Origin of the sequence: Roseomonas sp. CCTCC AB2023176 (assembly GCF_042259275.1) — a bacterium.
Classification (GTDB): domain Bacteria; phylum Pseudomonadota; class Alphaproteobacteria; order Acetobacterales; family Acetobacteraceae; genus Roseomonas.
In genome coordinates this window covers 2,674,316-2,700,000 of sequence record NZ_CP170086.1, presented here as the reverse complement: position 1 = coordinate 2,700,000, position 25,685 = coordinate 2,674,316, and the positions used below count along the sequence as shown (strand labels likewise).

Here is a 25,685-nt window from a genome sequence, read left to right as displayed (position 1 = left end):
GCCTGCTAACTTGCGCCGGCCACCGCGCCGGGCCACCCCTGCCCCACTGCATGTCCCTGATTCGCCGCCTGCCCCCACCACCGCCGACCGCATCGCGGCCGGCGAGGTGGTGGAGCGCCCGGCCGCCGCGGTGAAGGAGCTGGTTGAGAACGCGCTGGACGCCGGCGCCACCCGGATCGCGGTGACGCTGGAGGGGGCGGGTCCGACCGCATCCTCGTCGAGGATGACGGGGCGGGGATGGGGCCGGACGACCTCGCGCTCTGCGTCGAGCGGCACGCGACCTCGAAGCTGCCGGACGAATCCGTTCTGTTCCGGATCGCGACCCTCGGCTTCCGCGGGGAGGCGCTGCCCTCCATCGGCGCGGTGTCGCGGCTGACCCTCACGACCCGGCCGCGCGACGGGGATGCCCACGCCCTGTCGGTCGAGGGTGGCCGCGTCGGCGAGGTCCGCCCCGCCGCCGCGCCGCCCGGCACGCGGGTCGAGGTGCGAGACCTGTTCTTCGCGACGCCCGCCCGACGAAAGTTCCTTCGCACCCCGGGCACCGAGGCCGCGGCGGCGGTAGAGGCGGTGCGCCGCCTCGCCCTCGCCTGGCCGGAGGTCGCCTTCCGCGTGACGGTGGAAGGGCGCGTGGCGCTGGAGGTCGCGCCCTCCGACCGCGCAGGGCGGGCGCGCGACCTGCTAGGCCGCGACTTCGCGGCCGCCGCGGTACCCGTCGAGGGGCGCTGGCCGCACCTCGACGGCGTCCTCGCGCTCGACGGCCTCGCGGCGCTGCCGACCCATTCCCGCGCGACCGCGGCGGAGCAGCACCTCGTCGTCAACCGGCGCCCGGTGCGGGACCCGATGCTGCGCGCCGCGCTGCGCGTCGCCTATCGAGACGTGCTCGCCGCGGGGCGTCACCCCGTCGCCGCGCTGTTCCTCGAGGTTTCGCCCGAGGTGGTGGACGTGAACGTCCACCCGATGAAGACGGAGCTTCGCTTCCGCGACGCCGCGGGCGTGCGGGGGGCGCTGATCGGCGCCCTGCGGCGGGCGCTCGGCGTCGCGGCGGGGGCGGCGCCGGACGCCGCGCCGGGTCCTGCCGTGGCGGGGGGCGGGATCGTGCTGCACGGGACGGCCCTGGGGGTGGGGGACGCCTCCGAGGTCTCCTGGCCTGCGGGCACCGACGGCCGGTTCGACGATCCGGTCGGCGGATGGGATGGCGGGACCGCCCCTGCCGTCGCAGTGCGGCCCGGCTTCGCCGAGGCGACGGGCTGGCTCGCGCCGCCGCCCGCGCCGGCGACCCAGGGACGGCTGTCCCTGCCGATGACGCCGCAGCCCTGGCCGACCCCGGGCGATGCGCCGGTCCCGGAGGGGCCGCTCGGCCGGCCCGTCGCGCAGTTCCTCGACACCTACATCGTCGCGGAGGCGCCGGACGGCGCGCTCGTCCTCGTGGACCAACATGCCGCGCATGAGCGGCTGACCCATGAACGCCTCTCCGTGCAGTTGGTCGCGGGCGGCGTGCGGTCGCAGCCCCTGCTGATGCCCGCGGTCGTGGACATGCCGGCGGCCGATGCCGCGCGGGTCGTAGGGCGCGCCGAGGACCTCGCGCGCCTCGGCCTGGAGGTCGAGGCGTTCGGGCCGGGTGCCGTCCTCGTGCGTGCCCTCCCGGCCCTTCTCGGCACGCCGGAGCCGGGCCCGCTGCTCACCGACATCGCGGCGGAACTGGCGGAGTGGGAGGAGAGCACCGCCCTCGAACGGCGCCTTGACGCGGCCGTCGCGCGGCTCGCCTGCCACGGCAGCGTCCGCGCGGGGCGGCGCCTCAACCCGGCGGAGATGGCGGCGCTGCTGCGCGCGATGGAGGCGACGCCGCGCGCCGCCACCTGCTCGCACGGGCGCCCGACGTTCCTGCGGCTGTCGGGCGAGGTCCTGGCGCGGATGTTCGGGCGGACGTAGCGCCGGTCCGGGCGGGCCGGACCCGCCGTCGCCGGGCTGGTGTCGCCGTTCAGGCCGAGGGGGCGGCGCCTGCCACGCGATCCGCAAGGGCTTGGAAGCGGCCAGGCGAGCTCCGCGCGAGCCAGGCGGCGATCACCGCCTCCGCGTTGCGCTCCGGCGGAAGCGACGAGTCCACGTCCAGGTCGTAGGGCCCGTAGCGGTCGAGCAGGACGAGGTCGCGCCTCGCGTCACCGGGAGGGCGATCGCCGCGGGCGCGCTCCCGGCGCTCCAGTTCCGGCAGCGGGCAATGGAGCCCGATGGTGAAGACGTCCCGGCCGGACAGCGCGGCGGACAGGTGCCGCGCCTGCCAGTCGTCCTCGATGATGACGTCCAGGACGAGGTCGTTGCCGGCCGCGGTCAGCGCGGCGAGGCAGCCGTAATAGCCGTCTTGCAGCCGCGGGCGGATGGCGGCGCGGCTGAAGGGCCCCTCGCGGTCCCGCCGCGCCGGCAGGATCGCGTCGCCGAAGAGGAAGAGGTCGAGCGAGAAACGGAGGAAGGGCGCCGGCATCGCGGCCTGGATCGCACGGGCGAGGGTGGATTTCCCCGCGCTGGAGGGGCCGTGGAGGAGGATGACGGAACCCGGCATGGGCCGCCCCGTAGCACGCGGCCCGGGGCGGCGGGATCGGGCGAGGCGGTCAGGCTGCCTCGTCGTCCTCCTCGTCTTCCTCGTCCTCGCGGAGGTCGCAGAGGATGACATAGCCCGGGCCGTCCTCGCCCTCGATCTCGCGGATCAGGTCCATGTCGTAGATCTCGACCTCGCTGTCCTCGTCGTCGTCCTCGGAATCCAGGACCACGCCGAAGACGATGGGGCGGTTGGGGTCGAGCCGCTTCAGCTCCTCGATGAGCTGCGCGACTGTTTTGCGGGGGGCGTCTTCGACGTCGTCGGACATGGTGCCGATCTCCGGATGGTGGGGGGCAGTTGGCAGGGGCGTGCCGAGGCGGCAAGCCGCGCGAGGGTCACGGCTGCGCCATCACGGGACGGCGCTATGGGATCAGGCGCTCTTGGTCCAGCCGCGCTCGCCCTGCTGCCAGTAGGTGAGGCCATGCCCGCCCTCCTTCCAGCGGCGCCAGCGCGCGCGTGCCGCGGCGACGGCCGCGGCATCGGTGCCGTCGAACAGGTCGAAGACGCGGTCGAAGGTGCCGGGGTCGGAGACCTCCGCGCCGTCGGCGAGGAAGAGGTGGCGGGCGCCGTTCGGCGCTTCCCCTCCCCTCCGAGGCCAGCGTCAGCCAGATCGGCTGCAGGTCCGGGTCGCCCGTCGCCGGCGTGCCGTGCGGCAGCCAGTCCGGGTCCGTCGAGAGCCAGAGCGAGGCGTCCAGCGCCGCCAGCCGCTCCGCATCGCCGAGCCGCACGACCGCCCGCGCGCCCGAGGCCAGGACCTTGCCGAGCAGCCGTGGCAACGCGGCCTCCAGCGGCGTGCGGGTCAAGTGGTAGAAGCCGATCTCCGCCACGCCTCAGCCCTTCGCGCCGGGGCGGGCGCCGCCGGGGGCGGATCCCGGAATGCCCCCGGGAATACCCCCTGGAATTCCCCCTGGAATTCCCCCTGGAATTCCCCCTGGGGCCGGGCCGGCCTCGCAGCGCAGCAGGTACCAGTTGTGCACGGGCGGGGCTGCGGCGCGGTCGGTGTAGCCGAGCCAGGTTTCCACGAGGATGTTCCCGTCGGGTTGCACGGTCGCGAGGTTGAAGACCGTGTTCCATGCTCCGGCCGGCGCCGCCCCCGGCGCCCCGGGGCGCGGGAAGGCGATGAGGCGGATCGAGGTGCCGTCGCGCCGCCCGGGCGAGAAGTCGGTGCGTGTGACCACCCCGCCCGGCAGGTCCAGCACGATGGTCGCGACGCGCCCGTCGCGGAGGAGGGCGCGCGTGCGCTCCGCGTCCCGCGCGTTCGGGTCGGCCGTGACGCCCTGCAGGCGCGTGCACGACAGAAGGTCGGGCGGCAGTTCGGGCGGGGCGGGACGCGTCGCCGGAGGCGGCGCGGTCGGACCCTTGGTCGGCTGCGCGAGGACCGGCAGCGGGGCGAGCATCAGGGCGAGAAGCAGCGTGGCGCGAGGCGTCATGGCGGGGTCTCCCGCGGCGAGGATAGCGGAAGCGGGGGCGTCATGCCCGCTCGAACCGCGCTTCGATCAGCCGGTCCAGGAGGCGGGCTCCGAAGCCGGTGGGGCCGGGTGGCAGGGGATAGGGGCCGGCCTCGTCGTCCTCCGCCCGGAGGTCCATTCCGGCGATGTCGAGATGCGCCCAGGGGATGTGCGGCCCGCCCCCTCTGCGTCCCCTGGCGCCGCGAAGTCGCGCAGGAAGGCGGCGGCGTGGCAGGCATCGGGGAGGAAGCGCGCGAACCAGCCGGGACCGCCGCCGCCGGCGGGGAGGCAGTGGCGGAGATCAGCGATGTCGCTCGCCAGGTCCTCGCGGTGCCGCTGCCCGATCGGCATGGGCCAGAGGGGTTCGCCCACCGCCTCGCCGGCCGCCAGCACCGCGTCCCGCAGCGAATCGTCGTTGCCGAAGAGCCCGGCGCGGTGATGGCCGAGGGCGGTGACGATGGAACCCGTGAGCGTCGCGACGTCGAGAATCGCGCGGGGGCGCAGGGCCCGCGCGAAGGCCAGCGCGTCGGCGAGGACGAGGCGGCCTTCCGCGTCGGTGTCCACGACCTCGACCGTCCGGCCCGACAGCATCCGCAGCACGTCGCCCGGGCGGTAGGAGGCGGCGCCCGTCGCGTTCTCCGCGATCGCGAGGACCGCGGTGACGGCGGCGGGCGAGTTCCGGCGGGCGCAGGCCAGAACGGCCCCGGCGCAGGCGGCGGCGCCGGCCATGTCGGCCTTCATCGCCTCCATGCCGGCGGCCGGCTTGATGGAGATGCCCCCCGTGTCGAAGGTGATGCCCTTTCCGACGAGGACGACGGGGCGGCCGCCCCCTTCCCGCCTCGACCCTTCCAGCGCAGGACGACGAGGCGCGGCGGTTCCGCCGATCCGCTGCCGACGGCGAGGAGGCCGCCCGCGCCCATCCGGTGCAGCGCGTCACGGCCGTGGACGCGGACGGTGATGCCGTCCTCCTCCAGCGCGCGGAGGCGGCGGGCGAAGGTGCGCGGTGTCAGGATGTTCCCCGGCTCCGCCGCGAGGGTGCGGGCGAGGCTGGCGCCGGCGAGCGCTGCCTCCGCACGACGCAGGGCGGGGGCGCAGGAACCCGGGTCCTCGACCCAGAGGTCGAGCCGGTCGAGCCCGGCCTTCGGCGCGGAACGCAGGTGGTCCGTGCGGTGCGCCCGCGTCCCTGCGCCCGTCGCCAGCGCCGCGACGGCCCAGGGCGCGCGCCCCCGGGCGTCGAGCGTCGCGCGGGAGTCGTGCGCGAGGCAGGAGGCGGCGAGGGCGCCCGCCGCCTCGAAGCCGGCGGCGGTCGGCGCGCCGATGCCGACGAGGAGCGCCGGCGGGTCCGCGAGCCGCAGCGACTGGCCCGCCGCGCCGGTGAAGCCGCCCGCCCGCGCCGCGGCGGCGAAGGGGGCGGGCACCGGGGCACCCTCTGCGACCGGGACGGCCAGGGGCGCATCCGGGCGCGGGGCAGTGCGGAGGCGGAAGGTCAGCACGGCGCGGCGGCCCGCCGGATCGCCCGCCTTGCCGTCACGCCGCGACGCACCACGGCGGGGTCAGCGGTTCCCGGTTTCAGGGGTGGAGGTCGCGGTGCCCTCGGCGAGGGCCGCGGGGGACGCGCCCCCACCGGCGACGGCCGCGGCGTCATCATCGGCCGGGGCGGGCGCTGCCGGCACGCCTTCGTGGTGGTCGGCGACGAGGCGGTCCAGCAGGCGCACGCCCCAGGCCGTCGCGCCCTTCGGCACCGTCGCCGCGTCCTTCGTGCTCCAGGCCGTGCCGGCGATGTCGAGGTGGGCCCAGGGGCAGCCATCCACGAAGCGCTGGATGAACTGGGCGGCGGTGATGGAGCCGCCGGGCCGCCCGCCGACGTTCTTCATGTCCGCGATGTCGGAGCGCAGGCCCTTGTCGTAGGCGTCGCCGAGCGGCATCCGCCACGCGAGCTCACCCACTGCCTTGCCCGCGTCAAGGATGCGGCCCGCCAGCGCCTCGTCGTTGCTGAACAGGCCGGCATGTTCGTGACCCAGCGCGATGATGATCGCGCCCGTGAGCGTCGCGAGGTCCACCATGAATTGCGGGTCGTAGGTCCGCTTGCACCACCACATGACGTCGGCGAGGACGAGGCGGCCTTCCGCGTCGGTGTTGATGACCTCGACGGTCTGTCCCGACGCCGTCGCGACGACGTCGCCCGGGCGCTGCGCGGTGCCCGACGGCATGTTCTCCACCAGCCCGACGATGCCGATGACGTTCGCGCGCGCCTTGCGGCCGGCGAGCGCCGCCATCAGCCCCGCGACGGTGCCGGCGCCCGCCATGTCCCACTTCATGTCCTCCATCCCGCCCGCGGGCTTGATGGAGATGCCCCCGGTGTCGAAGGTCACGCCCTTGCCGATGAAGGCGATGGGCTTCTGGTCCTTCTCCCCGCCGTTCCAGCGCATGACGACCATGCGCGGCGGGTGCTGCGAGCCCATGGCGACGCCGAGCATCGCGCCGAAGCCCAGCTTCTCCAGGTCCTTCTTGCCATGGACCTCGACGTCGAGCCCGAGCTTGCGCAGCTTCTCCAGCCGGTCGGCGAACTCCGGCGGGTGCAGGATGTTGGCGGGTTCCGAAACCAGCTCGCGCGTCAGGAACACGCCTTCGGCCACGGCCTTGCGCGGCGCCCACGCGGCCTTCGCCGCGGCGGGGTCGTCCGTCAGGATCTTGAGGGCGGAGAGCTTCGGCTTGTCCTCCGGCTTCTCCTTCGTGCGGTAGCGGTCGAAGCGCCAGGCGCGCAGCACGGCGCCCATGGCGAGGTCCGCCGCATGCGCCTCCAGCGCGCGCGCATCCACCGCCGCGTGGTCCTCGGGCGCCAGTGCGGCCGCGGCGCTGCCGCCCGCCGCCTCTACGTCCTTGGCGTCAAGGTCGGCGCGCTTGCCCAGGCCCACCAGCAAAACGCGCGAGAGCCCGCCGCCCGGTGCGTAGAGCGAGAGGGTCTGGCCGCGCTTGCCCTTGAACTCCGCCGCGGGCAGCGCGCGCCCGATCGTGCCGCCCAGTTGCCGGTCCCAGTCGTGCCAGGTCGCGCCGGAGGCCCCGACATCCTCCTCCGCGAGGGGCAGGACGAGCGCACCGCTCTCCGGCAGGCCGGACGGGGGAACCTTGGCGAAGGCGATGTCGAGCATGCGGCGGTCCGGAATCCTGGGGCGGAGATGGCGGGGGCGGGTAGATTACCACCCCGCGCCGCCCGCGCTACCGCGGGACCGCCACGTGATCCTTCAACAAGCGCAGGTTCCGCAGGTTGGAGCGGAGGAAGACGTCCCCCACCCAGCCCAGCACCGGTACCGCGCTGACGAGGGAGTCCAACCCGACATTCGCGGCCATGCGCAGCAGCGTCGCCTTCGGCACGCCGAGACGATGCGCCTCCCAGATGATCCAGGCGGACATGGCGATCGTCGCGGCGGTGCCAAGGCCGGGGATCACGTTCAGCGCGGCGTCCGCACCGAAGCGGATGGGCGTGAAGGGGATGCGCACCGCGCTGTCGAGCAGACGGGCGAGACGCTCGACCCGCGCGACGCGCTCCGCCGCGGAGAGCCCGCGGAAGGCGAGCGGGATGGACGGGACGGCAGGGACGGACACGATCGGCTCCTCCTCTCCCCGCCGGTCGCGGCGGGGAACGGAATCCGACATCGCGGCGACACGCCGCCAGAGGGGCCCGGATTCTGTGACGGGAGGTGGTCGCGTCGCCCCGCACGATCAAGCGTGAGCGGTGTCTTGAAACCGCGGCGGCGCTTCCGCATGTCCTCCGGCGAGACCCCTGATCCGGGCCCCTCTGGTGTCCGCCGCCGGCGCGGACGCGATGTCGGATCGCGACACCGTCGCGCCGGCATCATCGGAGGCACTTGTGGAACTCGCGTTCCTCTTCTCGGATTGGTTGGGCAAGCCGGCCTGGATGTGGCTGGCCTTCATGGGCATCGTCGCCACCCTCCTCGTCCTCGACCTCGGTGTTCTCCACAAGGATAGCCGCGAGATCGGGGTGCGGGAGAGCCTCGTGCTCTCGGCCGGCTATATCGGCCTCGGCCTGCTCTTCGGCGCCTGGGTCTGGTGGGCGCTCGGCGCGCAATCGGGCATGGAATACCTGACCGGCCTCGCGGTCGAGAAAGCGCTGGCGATGGACAACGTCTTCGTCATCGCGATGATCTTCGCCTTCTTTGCCGTGCCCCGGATCTACCAGCATCGCGTGCTGTTCTGGGGCATCCTCGGCGTGATCGTGCTTCGCGCGGTCATGATCGGGCTGGGCGCCGCGATCGTGTCGGAATTCGGCTGGGTCCTCTATGTCTTCGCGGTGTTCCTCATCGCGACGGGCGTGAAGATGCTCGTCTTCGCGGACCGGGAATACGACGTGGGCAACAACCCCGCGCTGCGCTTCGTCAAGCGCCGGTTCAACGTGACGGAGGACCACCACGGGGAGCGCTTCTTCGTGCGGCTCCCCGACCCCAGGCGGCCGGGGCGCACGGCGCCGTTCATGACGCCGCTCTTCCTCGCGCTCGTGCTGATCGAGATCGCCGACGTGATCTTCGCCGTGGACAGCGTCCCCGCGATCTTCGCGATCACGACGGACCCGTTCATCGTCTACACGTCCAACATCTTCGCCATCCTCGGCCTGCGGGCGCTGTATTTCGCCCTCGCCGCGATGGTGCACCGGTTCCACTACCTGAAATACGCGCTGGCGGTCGTGCTGATCTTCATCGGGTCGAAGGTCTTCCTCGCCGACCTGTTCGGGCTCGACAAGCTCCCGCCGGCCCTCTCGCTCGGCGTCACCTTCGGCATCCTCGCGGCGGGTGTGGGCTACTCGCTCCTCAAGACGCGCGGTGCCGGCGGCGGGGAACCCGTCACGCCCCGCGGCGCGATCCGCAACCCACCGTCCAGCCGATAGGAGGCGACGATGCTCCAGGACTTCTTCCTTTGGCTCCTGACTTTCTTCGTGATCGAGCCGATGCAGGCGGAGTGGACGACGCGGCTGAATGCGCTCGGCGCGCCGCCCGCCGTGGTCGGCGAACTCGGACGCTGCGCGCGACGGCGGCCGGGCCGGCGCTGGCGAACCGGGCGGCGGAGGATCCGTGGTGGGGCGTGTCCACCGCGGCCGGCGTCGCGCTGGGCTGGCGCGACGGGATCGCGGTGGTGGCGGAGGCGACGCCGGGCTGCGCCGCGGCGATCGCGGGGGCGCGGCCGTTCCTGTCCGGGCGGGCGACGTGAGGGATGTTTGGTGCGGGTGACTCCGGGATGGTCCGGGGAGGCAGACGCCCTCCCCGGGTCCGCCCGCCCCTCAGGCCGCGAAGCGCAGCGCCTCCTCCGGCGGCAGGAACTGCGGCATGTAGAACTCCTCGGCCCGCAGCGGCGCCGCAATCCCGAAGGCCTCGCGGATCGTGTCGATGGCGGCCTGCATGCGCGGCATCGGCAGGTTGCCGAAGCCGCCCGAGGCGACCTCCGGCGTGCGGATGAACTCGAAGTTCGCGACCAGGCGTGCCTTCTCCAGGTCCGCGGGCGCGGTCGCGTCGCGGCGGCGCAGCGCGGCGATCGCGGCATCCGGCTCGCGGAAGGCGTCGAGGTGGCCGCGGATGATCGCGCGGATCATGCCCGTGACGATGCGCGGGTTCGCCTCGGCATAGGGGCGCCGGCACTGCAGCGCGGTCGAAAGCAGCGTCACGCCGTGGTCGCTGTAGCGCATGGACACGATGTCGGGCCGCGGCACGTTCACGGCCATGAGGGAGAAGACGCCGGAGGTCTCGAAGCCCGTGATCGCGTCCGCGTCGCCGCGGGCCAGCATGGGCTCCCGCAACTGCGGCGTGACCGAGAGCCAGGAGATGCGCGACGCGTCGATCCCCGCCGCCTTCGCGAAGACCGGGAACATCTGACGGCCCGTGTCGGTCTCCGGTGCCGCGATCCGCTTGCCCTCCAGCCCCTTCGGCGTGGTGATGCCGGTTCGGCGCAGGGTCATCGCAGCGACCGGCGAGCCCTGCTGCAGGACGAAGGGCGTGACGATGTCGCTGCCCGCCGTCGTCATCCGCAGGCGCATGACCGGAGAGACGTCACCGACGCCGAACTCGTAGGCGCCGGAGGAGACCTTCACCGGCGTGTCGCCGGAGCCGAAGCCGCGGTCGATCGTGATGTTGATGCCCTCGTCGCGGAAGTAGCCACGGTCCATCGCCAGGAGGTAGCAGGATTGCGGCCCCTGGAAGGACCAGTCGAGGCAGAAGCGCACGGGCGTCAGCGTGGCCTGCCCGCGTGCCAGGCGCGGCGTGGCCAGCAAGGCCGCGCCAGCACCCAGGATCGGGGCGGCGAGAAGGCGACGGCGGGTGGGGGTCATGGGTGGCCTCCAGGTAAGATGGAGGAAAGTTAAGCAAGGCCCATGCCGCCCCGGCAGTCAGCCGATCTCCGCGATCCAGCCCGGCAGGTCGGCGAGCGATGCGAGTTCCCGGAAGCGCGGATGCCCCTGCGGCGCGTCCGCCGCCTCATGCGCCCAGACCAGCGGATAGGGGATCAGCGCCGCCCATCCGCCGGCGTCCAGCACGGGCAGCACGTCGGACCGGACGGAATTGCCGGCCATCATGGCCGCCGCCGGCGTCACGCCGTGCCGCGCGAAGATGCGGCGGTAGGTGTCCGGGCGCTTGTCGCCCACGATCTCCACCGCGTCGAAGAGACTGCCGAGGCCGGAGGCAGCGAGCTTCGATTCCTGGTGGAACAGGTCGCCCTTGGTGATGAGGACGAGGCGAACGGTGCCCGCCAGCGCCTCGACCGCGTCGCGCACCCCCGGGAGGGTCTCGACGGGATGGCGCAGCATGTCGCGCCCGGCCGCGAGGATGTCGCGCAGCACCGTTGCCGGCAGGCTGTCGCCGACGACGTCCAGCGTCGTTTCCAGCATGGACAGCGTGAATCCCTTCGCGCCGTAGCCGTAGAGCGCGAGGTTCCGCGCCTCCGCCGCTGCGAGGCCTGCCGCCACGGCCTCGGCGGAGGCATAGGGCGCGAGGAGGTTGCGGAAGCGCCCCTCTGTCATCCGGAAATACGTCTCGTTGTGCCAGAGCGTGTCGTCGGCATCGAGGCCGAGGAAGGTGATGGGCATCGGTCAGGCCGGGCGCAGCCAGCCGACGTAGCGCACGACACGGCCGAAGATCGGCAGGGCGATCGGCACGTCGAAGCGGAAGCGCCCGGCGTCGTCCAGCGATTCCGCGCATCGGATCGCGGGGCGAGGCGCGCGGGCAGCGGGACCGGCCCGATCCGCCAGCCGCGCACGCGCAGGCCGAGGCCGCCGGCGTCGGAGGGAACGGTGAGCCGGAAGATAAAGGGGCCGAAGCGTTCCCAGACCTCGCCGGGGCCGGCCGGGGTCAGCCGGCTGCGGAAGCGCGTGCCGCCGAAGTCACGGCGCCAGGTCTCGCCGGCGGCGTCGGCCTCGATCTCCACGCGGACGGGAACGCGGTCCGCGGCGGGCGGGAAGCCGAAGAGGCGCGCGACGAGGCGGGCGGCGACGGTTGCGGCGCCCTCCACCCGCGCCTCGCCTTCCAGCGCGAGCCAGGGCGCGGCGCGTGGACGTCGCGGACGGGCGCGGGCAGGGCGGCCCAGGCGGCCTCGCCGAGGACGCGCCGGAACAGCGGCACGACCGGCGCGGGCCGGTCCACGCGGATGCCGGAGGTGATGCGGTGCGGGGCGAAGGTCGCCTCGATCTCCGGCAAGGTCAGGAAGCCGGCGGCGGAGCGTGCGCCCGGCTCGACCGTTTCCTGAGCCAGCCGCCGCAGCGCGGCGAGCGCGGGCAGGCTCGGCACCCAGGGGCCGTCGCCCGCTTCGGCGACGAGGGTCCAGGTCGCCGCGACGGGATCGCCGGCCGCGTCGCGCCCCGTCGCCGCGGCGACCATCCCGCCCCGGTCGGAGCCCAGGCCGTCGAGCCATGAGGCGGCCGCGCGCACCGGCCGCGCGAGCGGCTCCAGCGACAGGCCGGGCAGGACCCGCAGGGGTAGGCTGGCGACGAGCAGGCCGAGGTGCATGAGGGGCACCTCCAGCCCCGCCCGGAACACCGCGGAGCGCCGCACGCCGTAGCGCGCGGGCACCGCGTCCAGGTCGGGCGTGTCGGCGAGGGAGGCGAGGCGCGGGCCAAGCCCCTCCGCCCGCAGGCGGCGCGTCAGGCCCCAGCCCGGCCGTTCCTGCCATCGGCCGTCGAGGAAGACGCGGACGGGCTTCCCCGCCCAGGAGAGGATGGAGCGGATGACGGCGAGGCCGCGCGGCGCGCGGTTGCCCGGCAGGATCGCGACCTCGACCGTGTCCACTCCCGTCCAGCCCGCGGTCAGTGCGTCCAGCGCGGCGCAGGACAGGGCGGGGGTGGAGCTGACGCCGGTGACCGCGACGAGACCGGCGGCCCGCGCCTCCGCGTCCAGCGCCGCCGGGAAGGCTGCGACGAAGGCGCGCCCGTCGGCGAGGTCGAGGTAATGCGCGCCCGCGCCGATCGCGGCCCGCGCGACGCCCCAGCGCCCTGCGACGAAGGGTCCCGACGCATCCACCACCGCCCAGGCATCGAGGGCGCGGAACTGCTCCGCGGTCAGGGCTTCCGCGTCGAGCTGCGCGGCGGCCGCGCCGACCTCGCGCGCCAGGGCCTCGACGCGCGGCAGCCCGCGGGCGCCGACGATCACGGCGAATTCCTCCCGCGCCAGGCCGCGTACCAGACGTTCCCCGAAGGCGCCGGTGCCGCCGAGGACGAGGACGCGTCGCGGCGTCGGCGCCGTCACGGCTCGCGGCGGACCCGGATGGGGCGTGCACGCCGCGGCGCCGTTGCCGCCGCGGGGGAGGCCGTCATCACGGTCGGGGCACGGTCCGTATACCCAAGGCGGCAAGGTCCGCCGGAACCTCGGTGCGCACTCGCGCGCGGAGGCCGGGCGGGGGCAGTTCACACGTCTCCGTCCGGCCGAAGAGGCGGTACCGGTTGCGCGCCACCCGGTCGTAGAGCCAGTCCCGCAGCGGCTTCGGCAGCATGCGCCCTGCCCGCGCCCAGCCCCAGCCCGGCAGCGTGCCGAGCACCGCCATGCCCGCATCCGACTTGAAGTGGATCGTCCCGCCGAGGACGACGGCATTCGTCTCCGGCATGTCCGGGGAGATGCCGTGGCGGCGGGCGATCGCCTCGCCCCAGGGCGACTGGACCGGCACGAAGGTGAAGCGCCCGCCGTCGCGCGCCGCGACGAAGCGGACGAAGCCGGAGCAGAGGATGCAGACCCCGTCGTAGAGGATCGTGCCGTCCGGCACGCCCTCCGCGGGTTGGGAGGCCCATCGCCCGCGCGCCGTCATCGCTGCCCTGCCTTCATGGGGCGCAGCGTACACCGCGGCGGGCGCCGCGTCGCCCCGCACGCGCCTTGCACGCGCCTTGCACGCGCCTTGCAGGGCCTGAGGCCGAGGAGGCCCGCAATGCTCGTCACCCGCCAGAAGGTCCTGCGCCGCTTCTGGTACCCCGTCCTGCCGATGTCGCGCCTGGGCGACAGGCCTGTGCCCTTCCGGTTGCTGGGCCAGGACATCGTGCTGTGGCGCACGGCCGACGGGTCGCCGGCGGCGCTGACGGACCGCTGCCCGCACCGCTCCGCTACCCTCTCGCCCGGCACGGTGGAGGACGGGGCGATCGTCTGCCCCTATCACGGCTGGGCCTTCGGCCGGGACGGCGCCTGCCTCCGCCTGCCGCAGGCACACGAGCCCGAACGCAACCGCCCGGGACGCGGTGCGACGGCGCATCGCTGCGCCGAACGCTACGGCTACGCCTGGGTCTGCCTCGACGAACCGCTGCTGGACATCCCACACATCCAGGAGGCGGAGGATCCGCGCTTCCGCCAGATCCACGAGTTCTACGAACCGTGGACCGCGGCCGGCCTGCGGATCATGGAGAACTCCTTCGACACCGCGCATTTCTCCTTCGTCCACCGCGGCACCTTCGGCATTCCCGACGACCCGCGCCCCGCCCCTTCCACTATCGAGCACGCGCACTGGGGCTTCACGATGCGCAGCGAGGCCGTCGTGGTGAACCAGGGCGTGTCGAAGGAGATCTTGCGCGACACGAACGAGCGGACGGTGCGGCGGATCGAGGGCCGCTGGCACCTGCCCTTCTTCCGCGCCAGCCGGATCGACTATCCCAACGGCATCACCCACGTCCTCTGCACCGGCGCGACGCCAGTGGACGACCGGGTCAGCCAGATCGTCCAGTGGGTCTATCGGTCCGACACGGAGGAGGACGCGCCGGCGGAGAAGGTGATCGCCTTCGACCGCGCCGTGACGCAGGAGGACCAGACGGTGCTGGAGACGACGACCTGGGACGTCCCGCTCTCGATGGGCGAGGAGCTGCATATGCCCGCGGACAAGCCGGGCCTTGAGATGCGCCGCCGCCTCGCCGCGCTGCTCGCGCAGCATGGGGAGGCGGAGGCGAGGCTGCCCGCGATGGCCTGAGGCCGCCGCGGGCCGCGGGGATCAGCGCGCCTCGATCCCGCGCGGGGTCGCGACGATCTCGCTCGTCGTGCAGACGTTGACCTGCATGAGTTCCGCGGTCTGGCCGTTCGCCCAGACCACCTTGAAGTCGTGGTTACCGGCGAAGCGGGACTGGAAGTTCATGCTGGCGCCGTTCGGCAGCACGCCCTGGCCCAGCTGGTCGTTGCCCCAGTTGGGGTTGGCGGAGGAGCCGAAGTAGAATTCGTTCACCTGCTGGCCCGAGGCGTTGCGGAGCGTGAAGCGGGTGTCGCACTGCGCAGAGGCAGCGCCGGCGAAGCCGAGCGTCAGGGCGGCGATGGCGACCCCGAGGGTCAGACGGCGGGTGAACATGGCGTTTCCTTTCGCGCTACTGGGCGCAGCAGAAGGCATCACGGCTTCGTGACAGAGACAAGCCGGCGCTGGGTGACATCGCGTCCATCCGAGGAGACGGTGCGATAGGCGGGGCGGCCCGCGACATCGTTCCGCCCGCGCCCGCGGCGCGGTATCTTCCTAGGCGATGACCGATGAAGAACTGCTAAACCTTGCAGCCCGCCTCGCCGGCCAGGCCGCTCAGGCCATCCGCGAGATCCGCGCCGCCGGCTTCTCCGTGGAGCGCAAGGCGGACGATACGCCGGTCACCCTCGCGGACCGCACGGCCGAGGCGCTGATCGTGAAGGGCCTACGCGCTGCCACCCCTGGCATCCCGGTGGTAGCCGAGGAGGAGGTCGCGGCCGGCCACTCCGTCGCACTCGCCGAGCGCTACTGGCTCGTGGATCCGCTCGACGGCACGCGCGACTTCGCGGGCGGGCATGATTCCTTCGCCGTGAACGTCGGGCTGGTGGAGGGGGACCGCGCCCATCTCGGCGCCGTCGCCCTGCCCGCGACGGAGGAGATCTTCGCGGGGATCGTCCCGGCCGGGATGGCCTGGAAGGAGGATGCGGCGGGGCGCCGCCCCATCCGCGCCCGCGCCGTGCCGGAGGGCGGGGCCGTCGTGATGGCGTCGCGGCACCACGGCGACGACCCGCGCCTCGACCGCTTCCTGGAGGGGCGGCGGGTCGCGGAGATTCACAAGATCGGCTCCGCCGTGAAGTTCTGCCGTCTGGCGGAAGGGGCGGGCGACCTCTACCCCCGCTTCGGGCGGACGATGGAATGGGACACGGCGGCGCCGCAGGCGGTGCTGGAGGCCGCCGGCGGCCGCGTCGCAGGCTTCGACGGCGCGCCGCTGCGGTACCGCAAGCCGCGTTTCGAGAACCACGCCTTCCTGGCGACCGGGGCCCCATGACCGAGATCCTGCAACCCCTCGAGGTCGCGCGCGCCGCGAAGCTGCTGCGGGAGGGGCGCCTCGTCGCCTTCCCGACGGAGACGGTCTACGGCCTTGGCGCCGATGCGCGGAACGCCGAGGCGGTCGCCGCGATCTTCGAAGCCAAGGGCCGCCCGCACTTCAACCCGCTGATCCTGCATTTCGGCTCGATCCGGTTCGCCTTCCGCGAGGTCGTCCCGGACGAGCGCGCGGAGCGCCTGGCGCGGAAGTTCTGGCCAGGCCCCCTCACCCTCGTGCTGCCGCGCCATCCCGACAGCCGGGTGGACCTGCTCGCGGGCGCGGGGCTCGACACGCTGGCGATCCGGGTACCGGGTCATCGCCTCGCGCTGGCGATGCTAAACCTGACGATGATCCCGATCGCCGCGCCCTCGGCCAATCCCTCCGGCGGGGTGTCGCCGACCACCGCGGCGCACGTGCGGGACGGGCTGGACAACGTGGTGGACGCGATCCTCGACGGCGGCCCCTGCGCGGTGGGCGTGGAGAGCACCGTCCTCGACCTCTCGGGCGGCGGCGCCGTGCTGCTGCGGCCCGGCGGCGTGCCGGTGGAGGAGATCGAGGCGGAGATCGGCCCCGTCGGCCGTCCCGTCCCGATCGAGGCGGGCGAGGCGACGCGGAGCCTCCGCTCGCCCGGCATGCTGCTGTCCCACTACGCGCCGGATTCACCGGTACGGGTCGGCGCGACGGAGGTGGGAGAGGACGAGGCGCTGCTGGCCTTCGGCGATCCCCTTCCGGGGGCGGCGGTGACCTGGAACCTCTCGCCGCGGGCGAATGTCGGGGAGGCCGCGGCCCGGCTCTTCTCCGGCCTGCGCTGGCTGGACCTGCGGGTGTCGCGCCTCGGGCTGAAGGGCATCGCGGCGATGCCGGTGCCCGGCGGGGGACTCGGGGCCGCGATCAACGACCGACTCCAGCGCGCCGCGGCCCCGCGGCCGCGGCCGCTGGTCTGACGGCGGGATTCGTTGTTCGGGGGCTGATCCGGGTGGCGTTGCTCGGGCGACTCCGGGGGCGCTGCCTCCCGGACCCTCCGCCGGGATGCCAACGGGCACCCCGGGGTGGCGCAGCCCGCCATCAGCCGCGCCGGCGCTACCCGCGCGACGCCTGGATCGCCTCCCAGATGCGGATCGGTGTCGCGGGCATGTCGAGATGCGCGACCCCGAACTCCGACAGCGCATCCATGAGCGCGTTGGTGACGGCGGGCAGCGACCCGGCGCAGCCCGCCTCGCCGCAGCCCTTCGCGCCGAGCGGGTTGGTGGTGGCGGGCACCGGGTGGCTCTCGAACCCGATCGGCGGCACGTCCGCGGCGCGCGGCAGGCAGTAGTCCATGTAGGAGCCGGTCACGGGCTGCCCGGCCTCGTCGTAGTGCACGCGTTCCAGAAGCGCCTGGCCGATGCCCTGCACGATGCCGCCATGCGCCTGGCCCTCGACCAGCATCGGATTCACGAGCGTGCCGAAGTCGCCGACGGTCGCATAGCGCACGACCTCCGCGATGCCCGTCTCCGGGTCGAGTTCCACCTCCGCGACGTGGCATCCGTTGGGGAAGGCGGAGGGCACGCCCTTGAAGACATGCGCGACGTCGAGCGTGCGCGGCAGGTCCTCCGGCAGGTCGGTGGCTTCCCGCACCCGGCGCGCGAGGTCGAGGATGTCCACGCCACGATCCGTCCCGGCGATGGTGAAGCGGCCCCCCGTTTCCCCCTTGGCGAACTCGATGTCCGCGGCGTCGGCTTCCAGGAAATGGGCGGCCAACTGCTTCGCGCGCTCCTCGACGATCCCGCTCGCCTCCAGGATCGCGCTGCCGCTCTGCATGATGGAGCGGGATCCGCCCGTGCCGCCGCCGGCGACCAGATGGTCGGAGTCGCCCTGGAACAGGCGAATGCGATCGAAGGGGATGCCCAGCCGGTCCGACAGGACCTGCGCGAAGGGAGAGGCATGGCCCTGGCCATAGTCCAGCGTACCCGTGACGATGGTCACGCCCCCGTCCGCATCGAAGCGGATGCCGCCCATCTCCGCGCTCTCGGGGGCCGTGACTTCCAGGTACTGGCCGATGCCACGTCCCCGGACCTTGCCGCGGGCGCGGCTCTCGGCGCGCCGGGCCTCGTAGCCGTCCCAGTCCGCGGTGCGGATGGCGTCGTCCAGCACGGCGGGGAAGTCGCCGCTGTCATAGAGCATGCCGGACGGCGCCTTGTAGGGCATCTGCTCCGGACGGATGTGGTTCAGGCGGCGCAGCGCGACGGGGTCCAGCCCCATCTCGCGTGCGGCCGTCTCGACCAGCCGTTCCATGTAGTAGTTGCCCTCCGGCCGCCCCGCGCCGCGATAGGCGCCGACGGGCGTCGTGTTGGTGAACACGCAGCGTGAGGAGACCTCGACGAGCGGCGTCGCGTAGACGCCGATGATGTTCTTCACCGTATTGGTCGTGGGCGGGATGACCGTCGCGTTCGACAGCCAGGCGCCGAGATTCGCGACGCCGGTGACGCGGAGCGCGAGGAACCGGCCCGCCACGTCCAGCGCCAGCTCGCAGGTCATGTCGTGGTCGCGCCCGTGGCTGTCCGAGAGGAAGCTTTCCGTCCTCCCGTCCGTCCACTTCACCGGCCGCCCGAGCGTCCGTGCCGCGTGCAGGAGCCCGATGTATTCGGGATAGACGGACGCCTTCATCCCGAAGGACCCGCCGACATTGCCGGTCAGGACCCGCACCTGCTCCTTCGGCACGCCCAGCACGGTCGCGATCCCGCCCCGCATCCCGAAGACGCCCTGGCAGCCGAGGTGAAGGACGTAACGGCCCGTCTCCGCCTCGACCTCCGCGATGGCCGAGCGTGGCTCCATGGCCGAGACGACGATGCGGTTGTTGCGCAGCGGCAGGCGCGTGACGTGGGCGGCGCGCGCGAAGGCCGCCGCGACCGCGTCCGAATCGCCGTAATGGAAGTCCAGGTGCACGTTGCCCGGCACGTCGGCGTGGATCTGCGGCGCCCCGGGCTCCACCGCCTCCGCCGCCGTGGTCACGGCCGGCAACGGCTCGATGTCCAGCGCAATGGCTTCCGCCGCGTCGCGGGCCTGCTGCGGCGTCTCGGCCACGATCATGGCGACGGGCTCGCCGACGTAGCGCACGCGGTCCGTCGCGAAGGGCTGCTGCGGCGGCCGCGGCGCCTCGCTGCCGTCCCGGTTCTTGTTCTGCGCGGCGGGCATGCGCGTGATTCCGGCCGCCGCGAGGTCCGCCGCGGTGATCACGGCCTGGACGCCCGGCATCCCGCGCGCGGCCGCGACGTCCAGCGGCGCCAGCACGTGTGCGCCATCGGGCTCCGCAACACCACGGCGTGCAACTGCCCCGGGACCTGCAGGTCGTCGGTGTAGCGCCCCTCCCCCGCAGGAGCGTCGGGTCCTCCTTGCGGGACACGGGCTGGCCCACCGCGAAGCGGCCGGCGGCGAGGGTAGCGGGGTCGAGGATCACGTTCATCGGGCGTCTCTGCTCAGGCAGGGGCCCCTCGCGCGGGGCGGGATGGGAAGCGCACGGCTCATCTAGGGAGGATCGCGCCGGGCGCGACCATCGCGACGCTCTCATGGGCTGGCGTGGGTTGGGGCGGATCATCCGCCCATCCGCCCTCTCCGTCGAGGCGGGCCGGTTCACGACATGGTTCACGCCGGGCACCGCCGGCGCTTGAATGGCCGCGTGACCGACCCGGCCCGGATCCCCCTGCGCGTCTCGCTGCGCCTCGACCTGCCCTCCGGCGGGCGGGTGGGGCCGGGGAAGGTCGCGCTGCTCGAGGCGATCGCGACGGACGGCTCCATTTCCGCCGCCGCACGGGCGCTGAAGATGTCCTACACCCGGGCCTGGGGGCTGGTGGAGGCGCTGGATGCGGCCCTCGGCACGCCGGTCGTGACCCGGGCGCCCGGGGGCGTGAAGGGTGGCGGCGCGGCGCTGACGGAGGCCGGCCGGGCCCTCGTCGCGCGCTACCGGGCGGTGGAGGCGGCGGCGCAGCGCCGGGCCGGACCGCCGCCGGGGTAGTTGGTCGTTATCCTCCGTCGTGTACAACGGGTCCCGGAAAGCGTTCCGGAGCCCCGCCATGCGCCGCGCCCTGCTGAAGTCCGCCCTTCTCTTCCCCTTGCTGGCCGCGACCCCGGCCCGCGCGCAGGAACCCGTGACCGTCTTCGCCGCCGCTTCGCTGACGGACGCGCTGCGCGACCTGTCCCGGCAGTGGGAGGGGCGCGGCAACCCGGCGCCGCGCCTGTCCTTCGCCGCCTCCTCCGCGCTCGCCCGCCAGATCGAGCAGGGGGCGCCGGCCGACCTCTTCATGTCCGCCGACGAGCCCTGGGCCGACTACCTGCAGCAGCGGAACCTGTTGGCCGAGAGCACCCGCACCTCCCCGCTCGGCAACGCGCTGGTGCTGATCGCACCGGCCAATGCCGCGCGCCCCGTCGAGGTCACCCGCACGACCGACATCGCCGCCCTTCTCGGCAACGGGCGCCTCGCGATGGGCGACCCGTCCAACGTCCCGGCCGGGCGCTACGCGCAGGAGGCCCTGGCCTGGATGGGCCAGTGGGACCGCGTGGGGCCGCGGATCGCGCGCGCCGACAACGTCCGCTCCGCCCTGCTGCTGGTGGAGCGCGGCGAGGCGCCACTCGGCATCGTCTACGCGACGGACGCTGCCGCGTCCCAGGGCGTGCGCGTGATCGGCACCTTTCCCGCGGAGAGCCATACCCCCGTCACCTACCCCTTCGCCCTGACGCGGCGCGGGGCGGGCAACGACCGCGCGCGGGCGCTACTGGATTTCCTGCGGGGTCCGGAGGCCGCGCCGACATGGCGCCGCTACGGCTTCACCCAGCGGCCTGAATGACGCGTTCGAGGCACCGTCCGTGCTGACACCGGAGGAGTGGCAGGCCGTCGCGCTGAGCCTCTCCGTCGCGACCCGTTCGGTCGCGGTCTCCCTCATCCCCGCCGTCGCGGTGGCCTGGGTGCTGGCCCGCACGCGCTTTCCGGGGCGCGCGCTGCTGGACGCGCTGGTCCACCTGCCCCTCGTCGTGCCGCCCGTCGTCGTGGGCTGGGGCCTGCTGCTGCTCTTCGGCGTGCGGGGCCCGATCGGGGCGCCGCTGAACGACTGGTTCGGGGTGCGCCTGGTTTTCACGACGGAAGGCGCCGCGCTCGCGACCGCCGTCATGTCCTTCCCGCTCATCGTCCGCGCGGTGCGGCTGGGGCTTGAGGGGGTGGATACGGGCCTCGAAGCGGCGGCCGCGACGCTCGGCGCGGGCCGCTGGGACCGGTTCGTGACGGTGACGCTGCCGCTGATGTCGCCGGGCATCCTCGCCGGCGCGGTCACGGCCTTCGCCGCGGGGCTCGGCGAGTTCGGCGCCGTCATCACCTTCGCCTCCAACATCCCGGGCGAGACGCAGACCCTCCCGCTCGCGATCTACTCCGCCACGCAGTCGCCGGGCGGGGAGGCGACGGCGGCGCGGCTCGCCGCGGTGTCGTTCGGGCTGGCCATCGGTGGCCTCCTGCTCGCGGAGTTCCTGGCGCGACGCATGGGCCGCTGGCTCGGGCGCGAGGCGTAGCGCGACGATGCTGGACGTCGCGCTGCGCCACCGCTTCGCCGCGCACGCCGGCTTCTCGCTCGACCTCGCCTTTGCCGCGCCGACGCCGGGGGTGACGGCCCTCTTCGGCCCCTCGGGCTGCGGCAAGAGCACGACGCTGGCCGCCGTCGCGGGGCTGCTGCGGCCGGAGGCCGGGAGCGTGACCCTGGACGGGGAGGCGATGTTCGATACGGCCCGGGGCTTCGCGCTGCCGCCGGAACGCCGGCGCTGCGGCGTCGTGTTCCAGGATTCGCGGCTGTTCCCGCATCTCTCCGTGCGGTCGAACCTGCGCTTCGGGATGCGGCGGGCGCCCCCGGCGGCGCGGGGCCGTCGGAGGAGGAGGTCGTCGCGCTCCTCGGCATCGGCGCGCTGCTCGACCGGCGCCCGCGCGACCTCTCGGGCGGGGAGCGGCAGCGGGTGGCGCTGGGCCGCGCCCTGCTGTCGCGGCCGCGGCTGCTGCTGATGGACGAGCCCCTGGCCTCGCTCGATGCAGCGCGGCGGGCCGAGGTCCTGCCCTTCCTTGCTCGCCTCCGCGAGGCCGCGCGCATCCCGATCCTCTACGTCACCCATGCGCTGGAGGAGGTGGACGCGCTGGCGGATACGCTGGTGCTGATGGAGGGCGGCCGCGTCCTCGCGGCGGGGCCGGCCGAGGAGGTCGCCGCGCGGACCGACCTGCCGCTGGCCGCGCGGCGGGACGCGGGGGTGCTGCTGCCCTGCACGGTCGCCGACCACGATGCGGCGCGCGGCCTGACGCGGCTGTCCTTCGCCGGCGGTGAACTCGTGGTCCCGCTGCGCGACGAACGGCCGGGCACCGCGCTCCGCGTCCGCCTCCGCGCCCGCGACGTCTCCGTCGCCACCCTGCGGCCCGAGGCGATCTCGGTGAACAACGTCCTCCGCGCGACGGTGGTCGGCGTCGAGGCCGTGCCGGGTTCCCCGCACGAAGCCTACCTTCGCCTCGCGGTCGGCCCGACGATCCTTCTCGCGCGGGTGATGCGCGACGCGTTGGCACGGCTCGCCCTCGCGCCGGGGGCGGAGGTCTGGGCGCTTGTGAAGGCCGTCGCCTTCCACCGGCCCGGCCGCGCGGAAGATGCGGCGCCGGGCTGACGTCGGTCCCGAACCTTCCATCGGCCGGGGTGCCGCGTGTCTTCCCTCCGTCGCCCATTGCGGCCGCGTCGGGGCAGCCATGACACGGTTCCGCCTCACGCCGTCGTGAGGACGCCATCATCCCCAGGCATAAGCGGATTCACGGGGCGGCCGGCATTCCGCCGCAGCGCCCCGGACCGAACGCCATGCGCCTCGTGCGGAACTACCTCCGGGTCCTCTCCCTCCTGAAGCCGCAGCGCGGGGTCGTGGCGCTGCTCTGCCTCGCCAACCTCGGTCTCGCCGGGATCGGCTTCCTCGACCCCATCCTGTTCGGGCGGGTGATCGAGCTGCTGGGACGCAGCGTGTCCGGGGAGGCGCTGTTCCGCGACGCCGCCGCGGTCATCGCGCCCTGGGCGGCGCTCGGGCTGATCGGGATCGGCGCGGGCGCGGCGGTCTCGCTGCTGGCCGACCGCATGGCGCACCGCGTCAAGCTGGAACAGCTCGACCGCTTCTACGGCCACGTCCTCGCCCTGCCGCAATCCTTCCACGCCGCGAACCACTCGGGCGGCGTGATGCGCGTCATGCACGCCGGCCTCGACACAATGTTCGGCCTCTGGCTCGGCTTCTTCCGGGAGCAACTGGTGACGCTGGTGTCGGTCGTGGTGCTGCTGCCCCTGACCCTGTGGTTGAACCCGGTCCTTGCCGCGGCGCTCCTCGTCCTCGCCGTCGTCTTCGCGGGCGTCACCGCCCTCGTCGTCACGCGGACCGAGGGCGCGCAGTCCGGCATCGAGTCCTTCCACACCGCGCTGGCGAGCAATGCGGGCGACGCCGTCGCGAACGTCACGGTCGTGCAGTCCTTCGGACGCCTTCTCGCGGAACGCCGCCGCGCCGCGGACCTGTCGCGCGCGGTGCTGGAGCGGCAGTTCCCCATCCTCGGCTGGTGGGCGCTGGTGCACGTGCTGTCGCGCGCGGCGAGCACCATCGCCGTGCTCTCCATCGTCGTGCTCGGTGCGCTGCTGCATTCGCGCGGCCAGGCCACGGTCGGGGAGATCGTCGCCTTCATGGGCTTCGCCGGCCTGCTGATCGGGCGGCTGGAGGGGCTGGTCTGGTTCGTCTCCCGCCTGTTCTCCGCCAATGCGGTGCTGGAATCCTACTTCGCGATCCTCGACGAACGCCGCGGCGTCGCCGACCGCGCCGATGCCGTCCCCCTGGCCGCCGGCCCGGGCGTCGTGCGGTTCGAGGACGTGGCCTTCGCCTATCCGGGCGGCGACGCCGTGCTCTCCGGCGTGTCGCTCGAAGCGCGGCCGGGCACGGTGACCGCCCTCGTCGGCCCGACGGGCGCGGGCAAGTCCACCGCCATGGCGCTGCTCCAGCGGCTCTGGGACCCGACCGCGGGGCGCGTGACCCTCGACGGCCAGGACCTGCGCGACGTCACGCTCGGGAGCCTGCGCGACTCCATCGGCGTGGTCTTCCAGGACGCGATGCTCTTCAACCGCTCGATCCGCGAGAACCTGCTCGTCGGCAGGCCCGACGCCACGCAGGAGGAGATCGAGCACGCCTGCCGCCTGGCCGAGGCGCACGACTTCATCCTGCGCCAGCCCCAGGGCTACGACACGCTCGTCGGCGAACGTGGCGCGACCCTCTCCGGCGGGCAGAAGCAGCGGTTGGCGATCGCACGCGCGCTGCTGAAGAACCCGCGCATCCTCATCCTCGACGAGGCGACGAGCGCGCTGGACGCGGCGACGGAGGCGCGCGTCGGCCGGGCGCTGGCGACGCTCATGGCGGGGCGGACGACCTTCGTCATCGCGCACCGCCTCTCGACCATCCGCGACGCGGACGAGATCCTCGTCTTCGACGGCGGCCGGATCGCGGAGCGCGGCGATTTCGCCGACCTCGTTTCGCGGGACGGGGTGTTCGCGGGGCTGGTGGCGAGCCAGATCACGATCGCCACGGCGGCTGCGCCGGCCCCGGCCGCGCTGCAGGACAACCACGCCGCCGCGCCGGTCGCGGCCTGACGGAGGCCCGCGGAAGGGGCCGTCCCGGGCGGGACGGTCTCTCCGCGTGATCGGGAAAGGATGCGATGTCCGGACGACTCTGGTCCCTCGGCGTGTTCCTCGTGGCGCTCGGCGTCGCCGCGCACGTCGTGGGGTGGGACACGCTGCTCTGGCTGCCCGGCGTGATCCTGGATTCGCTGATGTGGATCCCGGAGGCGGTCGTGGAGGCCGTGCGGACGGCACCGGCCACGGCAGGCGTGATCGCGCTCGGCGTGGTGCTGATGGTGGCGGCCCGCCTCGTTTCCCGTCGCAGCGGATAGAGCCGATCCGCGCGGGGCGGCATCGCCCGGAGCGGAGAAACCGCTCCCCCGGCAGCAGCCTCGGCCAGTTAACGTGGACGACGGTCGGCCTGGAACGGGTCTATTCGAGGCTGACGACGATCGCGGTGACGTTGTCGCGGGCCTGCGCGGCCAGTGCGGCGGCGATGAGCGTCTCGGCCGGGGCCCCGTCGCGCAGCATCGCCTCGACCGCGGTCTCCGGCAGCGCCTTGAACAGCCCGTCGGAGCAGAGCAGGAAGCGATCGCCCGCGGCCGCCCGTCCCGTCGCCTTCTCCAGGTCCAGCACGCCCTCCACCCCCACGGCGCGCGTGATGACGTTCGCCTGCGGGTGCGCCTCCGCCTCCTCCGCCGTGATCTCGCCCGCCTCCACCATCTCCTGAACGAGGGAGTGGTCCCGGGTCACCCGCAGCAGCCTCCCCCCGCGCAGCAGGTAGACCCGGCTATCCCCGGCCCAGAGCGCGGCGTAGTGCCCGCCCCGCAGAACCAGCAGCGCCACCGTGGTCGCCATGGGCCGCGGCCGCCCTTCCGCCGCGCTGCGCGCCTGGAGGGTCCCGTGCACTGCCCCGATCCGCAGCCGAACCTGCGCCAGCACCTCCGCGGCCGACAGGCCCGCCGGCACGTCCGACAGCGCCTCGATCACCGCCCCGCTCGCCACTTCGCCCGACCCGTGGCCCCCCGCGCCATCGGCGACCGCCCAGAGGCCGAGCTCGTCGCGCGACAGCAAAGCGTCCTCGTTCCGCGCCCGCACCACCCCCGGATGCGTGGCCGCCGTCGCCTGCGCCAGCACGACCGCGCTCACGGCACCGCGGGCACGCCGAGGCCCAGCAGCGCCGGGAACTGCCCCGGTGAGGGAAGCCCGGCCGTGACGACCAGCACCTCCTCCCCGCGCCAGAACCGGCTGTTGCCGTCGAGCGT

The 25,685-nt window shown here is 73.9% G+C and carries 23 protein-coding genes and 5 pseudogenes; 12 read left to right on the top strand and 16 right to left on the bottom strand.

Annotation, left to right across the window (positions count from 1 at the left end; all coding sequences use genetic code 11):
* The first annotated feature begins 46 nt into the window (after positions 1-46).
* A pseudogene (gene mutL / locus ACE7GA_RS13455) lies at positions 47-1,929 on the top strand (DNA mismatch repair endonuclease MutL).
* A 49-nt stretch (positions 1,930-1,978) separates the two neighbouring features.
* Here the strand turns inward: mutL and ACE7GA_RS13450 are convergent.
* The 8 genes and pseudogenes from ACE7GA_RS13450 to ACE7GA_RS13415 form a co-directional block, all read right to left on the bottom strand.
* Positions 1,979-2,554, bottom strand: a complete 576-nt coding sequence (locus ACE7GA_RS13450) for a chloramphenicol phosphotransferase CPT family protein (protein ID WP_376087202.1) — start codon at positions 2,552-2,554, stop codon at positions 1,979-1,981.
* A gap of 49 nt (positions 2,555-2,603) precedes the next feature.
* The gene (locus ACE7GA_RS13445) at positions 2,604-2,858 is read right to left on the bottom strand and encodes a hypothetical protein (RefSeq protein WP_376087200.1); all 255 of its coding nucleotides are present in this window, start codon (positions 2,856-2,858) and stop codon (positions 2,604-2,606) included.
* 102 nt (positions 2,859-2,960) lie between these two features.
* A pseudogene (locus ACE7GA_RS13440) lies at positions 2,961-3,417 on the bottom strand (DNA polymerase III subunit chi).
* 3 nt (positions 3,418-3,420) lie between these two features.
* On the bottom strand, positions 3,421-4,020 hold the full coding sequence (locus ACE7GA_RS13435) for a hypothetical protein (RefSeq protein ID WP_376087198.1): 600 nt from the start codon (positions 4,018-4,020) through the stop codon (positions 3,421-3,423).
* Between the two features lie 66 nt (positions 4,021-4,086).
* Positions 4,087-4,812 carry a M17 family metallopeptidase gene (locus ACE7GA_RS13430; protein ID WP_376100265.1) on the bottom strand — a complete coding sequence of 242 codons (726 nt, stop codon included), beginning with the start codon at positions 4,810-4,812 and terminating at the stop codon, positions 4,087-4,089.
* On the bottom strand, positions 4,776-5,456 hold the full coding sequence (locus ACE7GA_RS13425; protein ID WP_376087196.1) for a hypothetical protein: 681 nt from the start codon (positions 5,454-5,456) through the stop codon (positions 4,776-4,778). Before ACE7GA_RS13425 ends, ACE7GA_RS13430 begins: the two co-directional genes overlap by 37 nt.
* A 135-nt stretch (positions 5,457-5,591) precedes the next feature.
* Positions 5,592-7,187: a leucyl aminopeptidase gene (locus ACE7GA_RS13420; RefSeq protein WP_376087194.1), complete on the bottom strand. Its 1,596-nt coding sequence runs from the start codon at positions 7,185-7,187 to the stop codon at positions 5,592-5,594.
* Between the two features lie 67 nt (positions 7,188-7,254).
* Entirely contained in the window at positions 7,255-7,641 is a 387-nt protein-coding gene (locus ACE7GA_RS13415) for a DUF4112 domain-containing protein (protein ID WP_376087192.1), read from the bottom strand.
* A gap of 220 nt (positions 7,642-7,861) precedes the next feature.
* Between ACE7GA_RS13415 and ACE7GA_RS13410 the strand changes: the two genes are divergently transcribed.
* Both ACE7GA_RS13410 and ACE7GA_RS13405 read left to right on the top strand, forming a co-directional pair.
* Positions 7,862-8,938 carry a TerC family protein gene (locus ACE7GA_RS13410; protein WP_376100263.1) on the top strand — a complete coding sequence of 359 codons (1,077 nt, stop codon included), beginning with the start codon at positions 7,862-7,864 and terminating at the stop codon, positions 8,936-8,938.
* Positions 8,939-9,009: 71 nt separating this feature from the next.
* Positions 9,010-9,258: a hypothetical protein gene (locus ACE7GA_RS13405; RefSeq protein ID WP_376087190.1), complete on the top strand. Its 249-nt coding sequence runs from the start codon at positions 9,010-9,012 to the stop codon at positions 9,256-9,258.
* Positions 9,259-9,328: 70 nt separating this feature from the next.
* Here ACE7GA_RS13405 and ACE7GA_RS13400 read toward each other — a convergent pair whose 3' ends face one another.
* The 5 genes and pseudogenes from ACE7GA_RS13400 to ACE7GA_RS13380 all read right to left on the bottom strand — a co-directional run bounded on the left by ACE7GA_RS13400 (position 9,329) and on the right by ACE7GA_RS13380 (position 13,326).
* Positions 9,329-10,369: an ABC transporter substrate-binding protein gene (locus ACE7GA_RS13400; protein ID WP_376087188.1), complete on the bottom strand. Its 1,041-nt coding sequence runs from the start codon at positions 10,367-10,369 to the stop codon at positions 9,329-9,331.
* A gap of 57 nt (positions 10,370-10,426) precedes the next feature.
* Complete coding sequence (locus tag ACE7GA_RS13395) at positions 10,427-11,122, bottom strand: HAD family hydrolase (RefSeq protein ID WP_376087186.1); 696 nt, start codon at positions 11,120-11,122, stop codon at positions 10,427-10,429.
* 3 nt (positions 11,123-11,125) lie between these two features.
* Positions 11,126-11,502: pseudogene (locus ACE7GA_RS13390) on the bottom strand (DUF4166 domain-containing protein); the annotation flags it as partial.
* Positions 11,385-12,773 (bottom strand): saccharopine dehydrogenase NADP-binding domain-containing protein, encoded by a 1,389-nt coding sequence (locus ACE7GA_RS13385; protein WP_376087184.1) that lies wholly within the window; start codon positions 12,771-12,773, stop codon positions 11,385-11,387. The gene ACE7GA_RS13385 and the pseudogene ACE7GA_RS13390, both read right to left, overlap by 118 nt.
* 67 nt (positions 12,774-12,840) lie before the next feature.
* Positions 12,841-13,326 (bottom strand): thiol-disulfide oxidoreductase DCC family protein, encoded by a 486-nt coding sequence (locus ACE7GA_RS13380; protein ID WP_376087182.1) that lies wholly within the window; start codon positions 13,324-13,326, stop codon positions 12,841-12,843.
* 117 nt (positions 13,327-13,443) lie between these two features.
* Here ACE7GA_RS13380 and ACE7GA_RS13375 point away from each other — a divergent pair, with 117 nt between their 5' ends.
* Positions 13,444-14,466 (top strand): Rieske 2Fe-2S domain-containing protein, encoded by a 1,023-nt coding sequence (locus ACE7GA_RS13375; protein ID WP_376087180.1) that lies wholly within the window; start codon positions 13,444-13,446, stop codon positions 14,464-14,466.
* Between the two features lie 21 nt (positions 14,467-14,487).
* Here the strand turns inward: ACE7GA_RS13375 and ACE7GA_RS13370 are convergent, their stop codons facing one another.
* Complete coding sequence (locus ACE7GA_RS13370) at positions 14,488-14,835, bottom strand: hypothetical protein (RefSeq protein ID WP_376087178.1); 348 nt, start codon at positions 14,833-14,835, stop codon at positions 14,488-14,490.
* A gap of 166 nt (positions 14,836-15,001) precedes the next feature.
* On the opposite strand from ACE7GA_RS13370, the gene ACE7GA_RS13365 reads away from it, so the two are divergent.
* Both ACE7GA_RS13365 and ACE7GA_RS13360 read left to right on the top strand, forming a co-directional pair.
* Positions 15,002-15,766, top strand: coding sequence for a 3'(2'),5'-bisphosphate nucleotidase CysQ (locus tag ACE7GA_RS13365; protein WP_376087176.1), 765 nt, complete (start codon positions 15,002-15,004; stop codon positions 15,764-15,766).
* A complete protein-coding gene (locus ACE7GA_RS13360) occupies positions 15,763-16,749 on the top strand; it encodes an L-threonylcarbamoyladenylate synthase (RefSeq protein WP_376087174.1) in 987 nt (328 codons plus the stop codon). The genes ACE7GA_RS13365 and ACE7GA_RS13360 overlap by 4 nt, the downstream gene beginning before the upstream one ends.
* Positions 16,750-16,885: 136 nt before the next feature.
* Here the strand turns inward: ACE7GA_RS13360 and ACE7GA_RS13355 are convergent.
* A pseudogene (locus ACE7GA_RS13355) lies at positions 16,886-19,247 on the bottom strand (xanthine dehydrogenase family protein molybdopterin-binding subunit).
* A 213-nt stretch (positions 19,248-19,460) separates the two neighbouring features.
* Here ACE7GA_RS13355 and ACE7GA_RS13350 point away from each other — a divergent pair.
* From ACE7GA_RS13350 to ACE7GA_RS13325, 6 genes and pseudogenes are all read left to right on the top strand, one after another.
* A complete protein-coding gene (locus ACE7GA_RS13350; RefSeq protein WP_376087172.1) occupies positions 19,461-19,796 on the top strand; it encodes a winged helix-turn-helix domain-containing protein in 336 nt (111 codons plus the stop codon).
* 58 nt (positions 19,797-19,854) lie between these two features.
* Positions 19,855-20,625 (top strand): molybdate ABC transporter substrate-binding protein, encoded by a 771-nt coding sequence (modA, locus tag ACE7GA_RS13345; RefSeq protein ID WP_376087170.1) that lies wholly within the window; start codon positions 19,855-19,857, stop codon positions 20,623-20,625.
* A gap of 19 nt (positions 20,626-20,644) precedes the next feature.
* Entirely contained in the window at positions 20,645-21,337 is a 693-nt protein-coding gene (gene modB / locus ACE7GA_RS13340) for a molybdate ABC transporter permease subunit (protein WP_376087168.1), read from the top strand.
* 7 nt (positions 21,338-21,344) lie between these two features.
* Positions 21,345-22,459: pseudogene (gene modC / locus ACE7GA_RS13335) on the top strand (molybdenum ABC transporter ATP-binding protein).
* Positions 22,460-22,644: 185 nt separating this feature from the next.
* A complete protein-coding gene (locus ACE7GA_RS13330; RefSeq protein ID WP_376087166.1) occupies positions 22,645-24,453 on the top strand; it encodes an ATP-binding cassette domain-containing protein in 1,809 nt (602 codons plus the stop codon).
* Between the two features lie 65 nt (positions 24,454-24,518).
* Positions 24,519-24,752, top strand: coding sequence for a hypothetical protein (locus tag ACE7GA_RS13325; RefSeq protein ID WP_376087164.1), 234 nt, complete (start codon positions 24,519-24,521; stop codon positions 24,750-24,752).
* Between the two features lie 100 nt (positions 24,753-24,852).
* Here ACE7GA_RS13325 and ACE7GA_RS13320 read toward each other — a convergent pair whose 3' ends face one another.
* A complete protein-coding gene (locus ACE7GA_RS13320; protein WP_376087162.1) occupies positions 24,853-25,569 on the bottom strand; it encodes a PP2C family protein-serine/threonine phosphatase in 717 nt (238 codons plus the stop codon).
* Positions 25,570-25,685 lie beyond the last annotated feature (116 nt).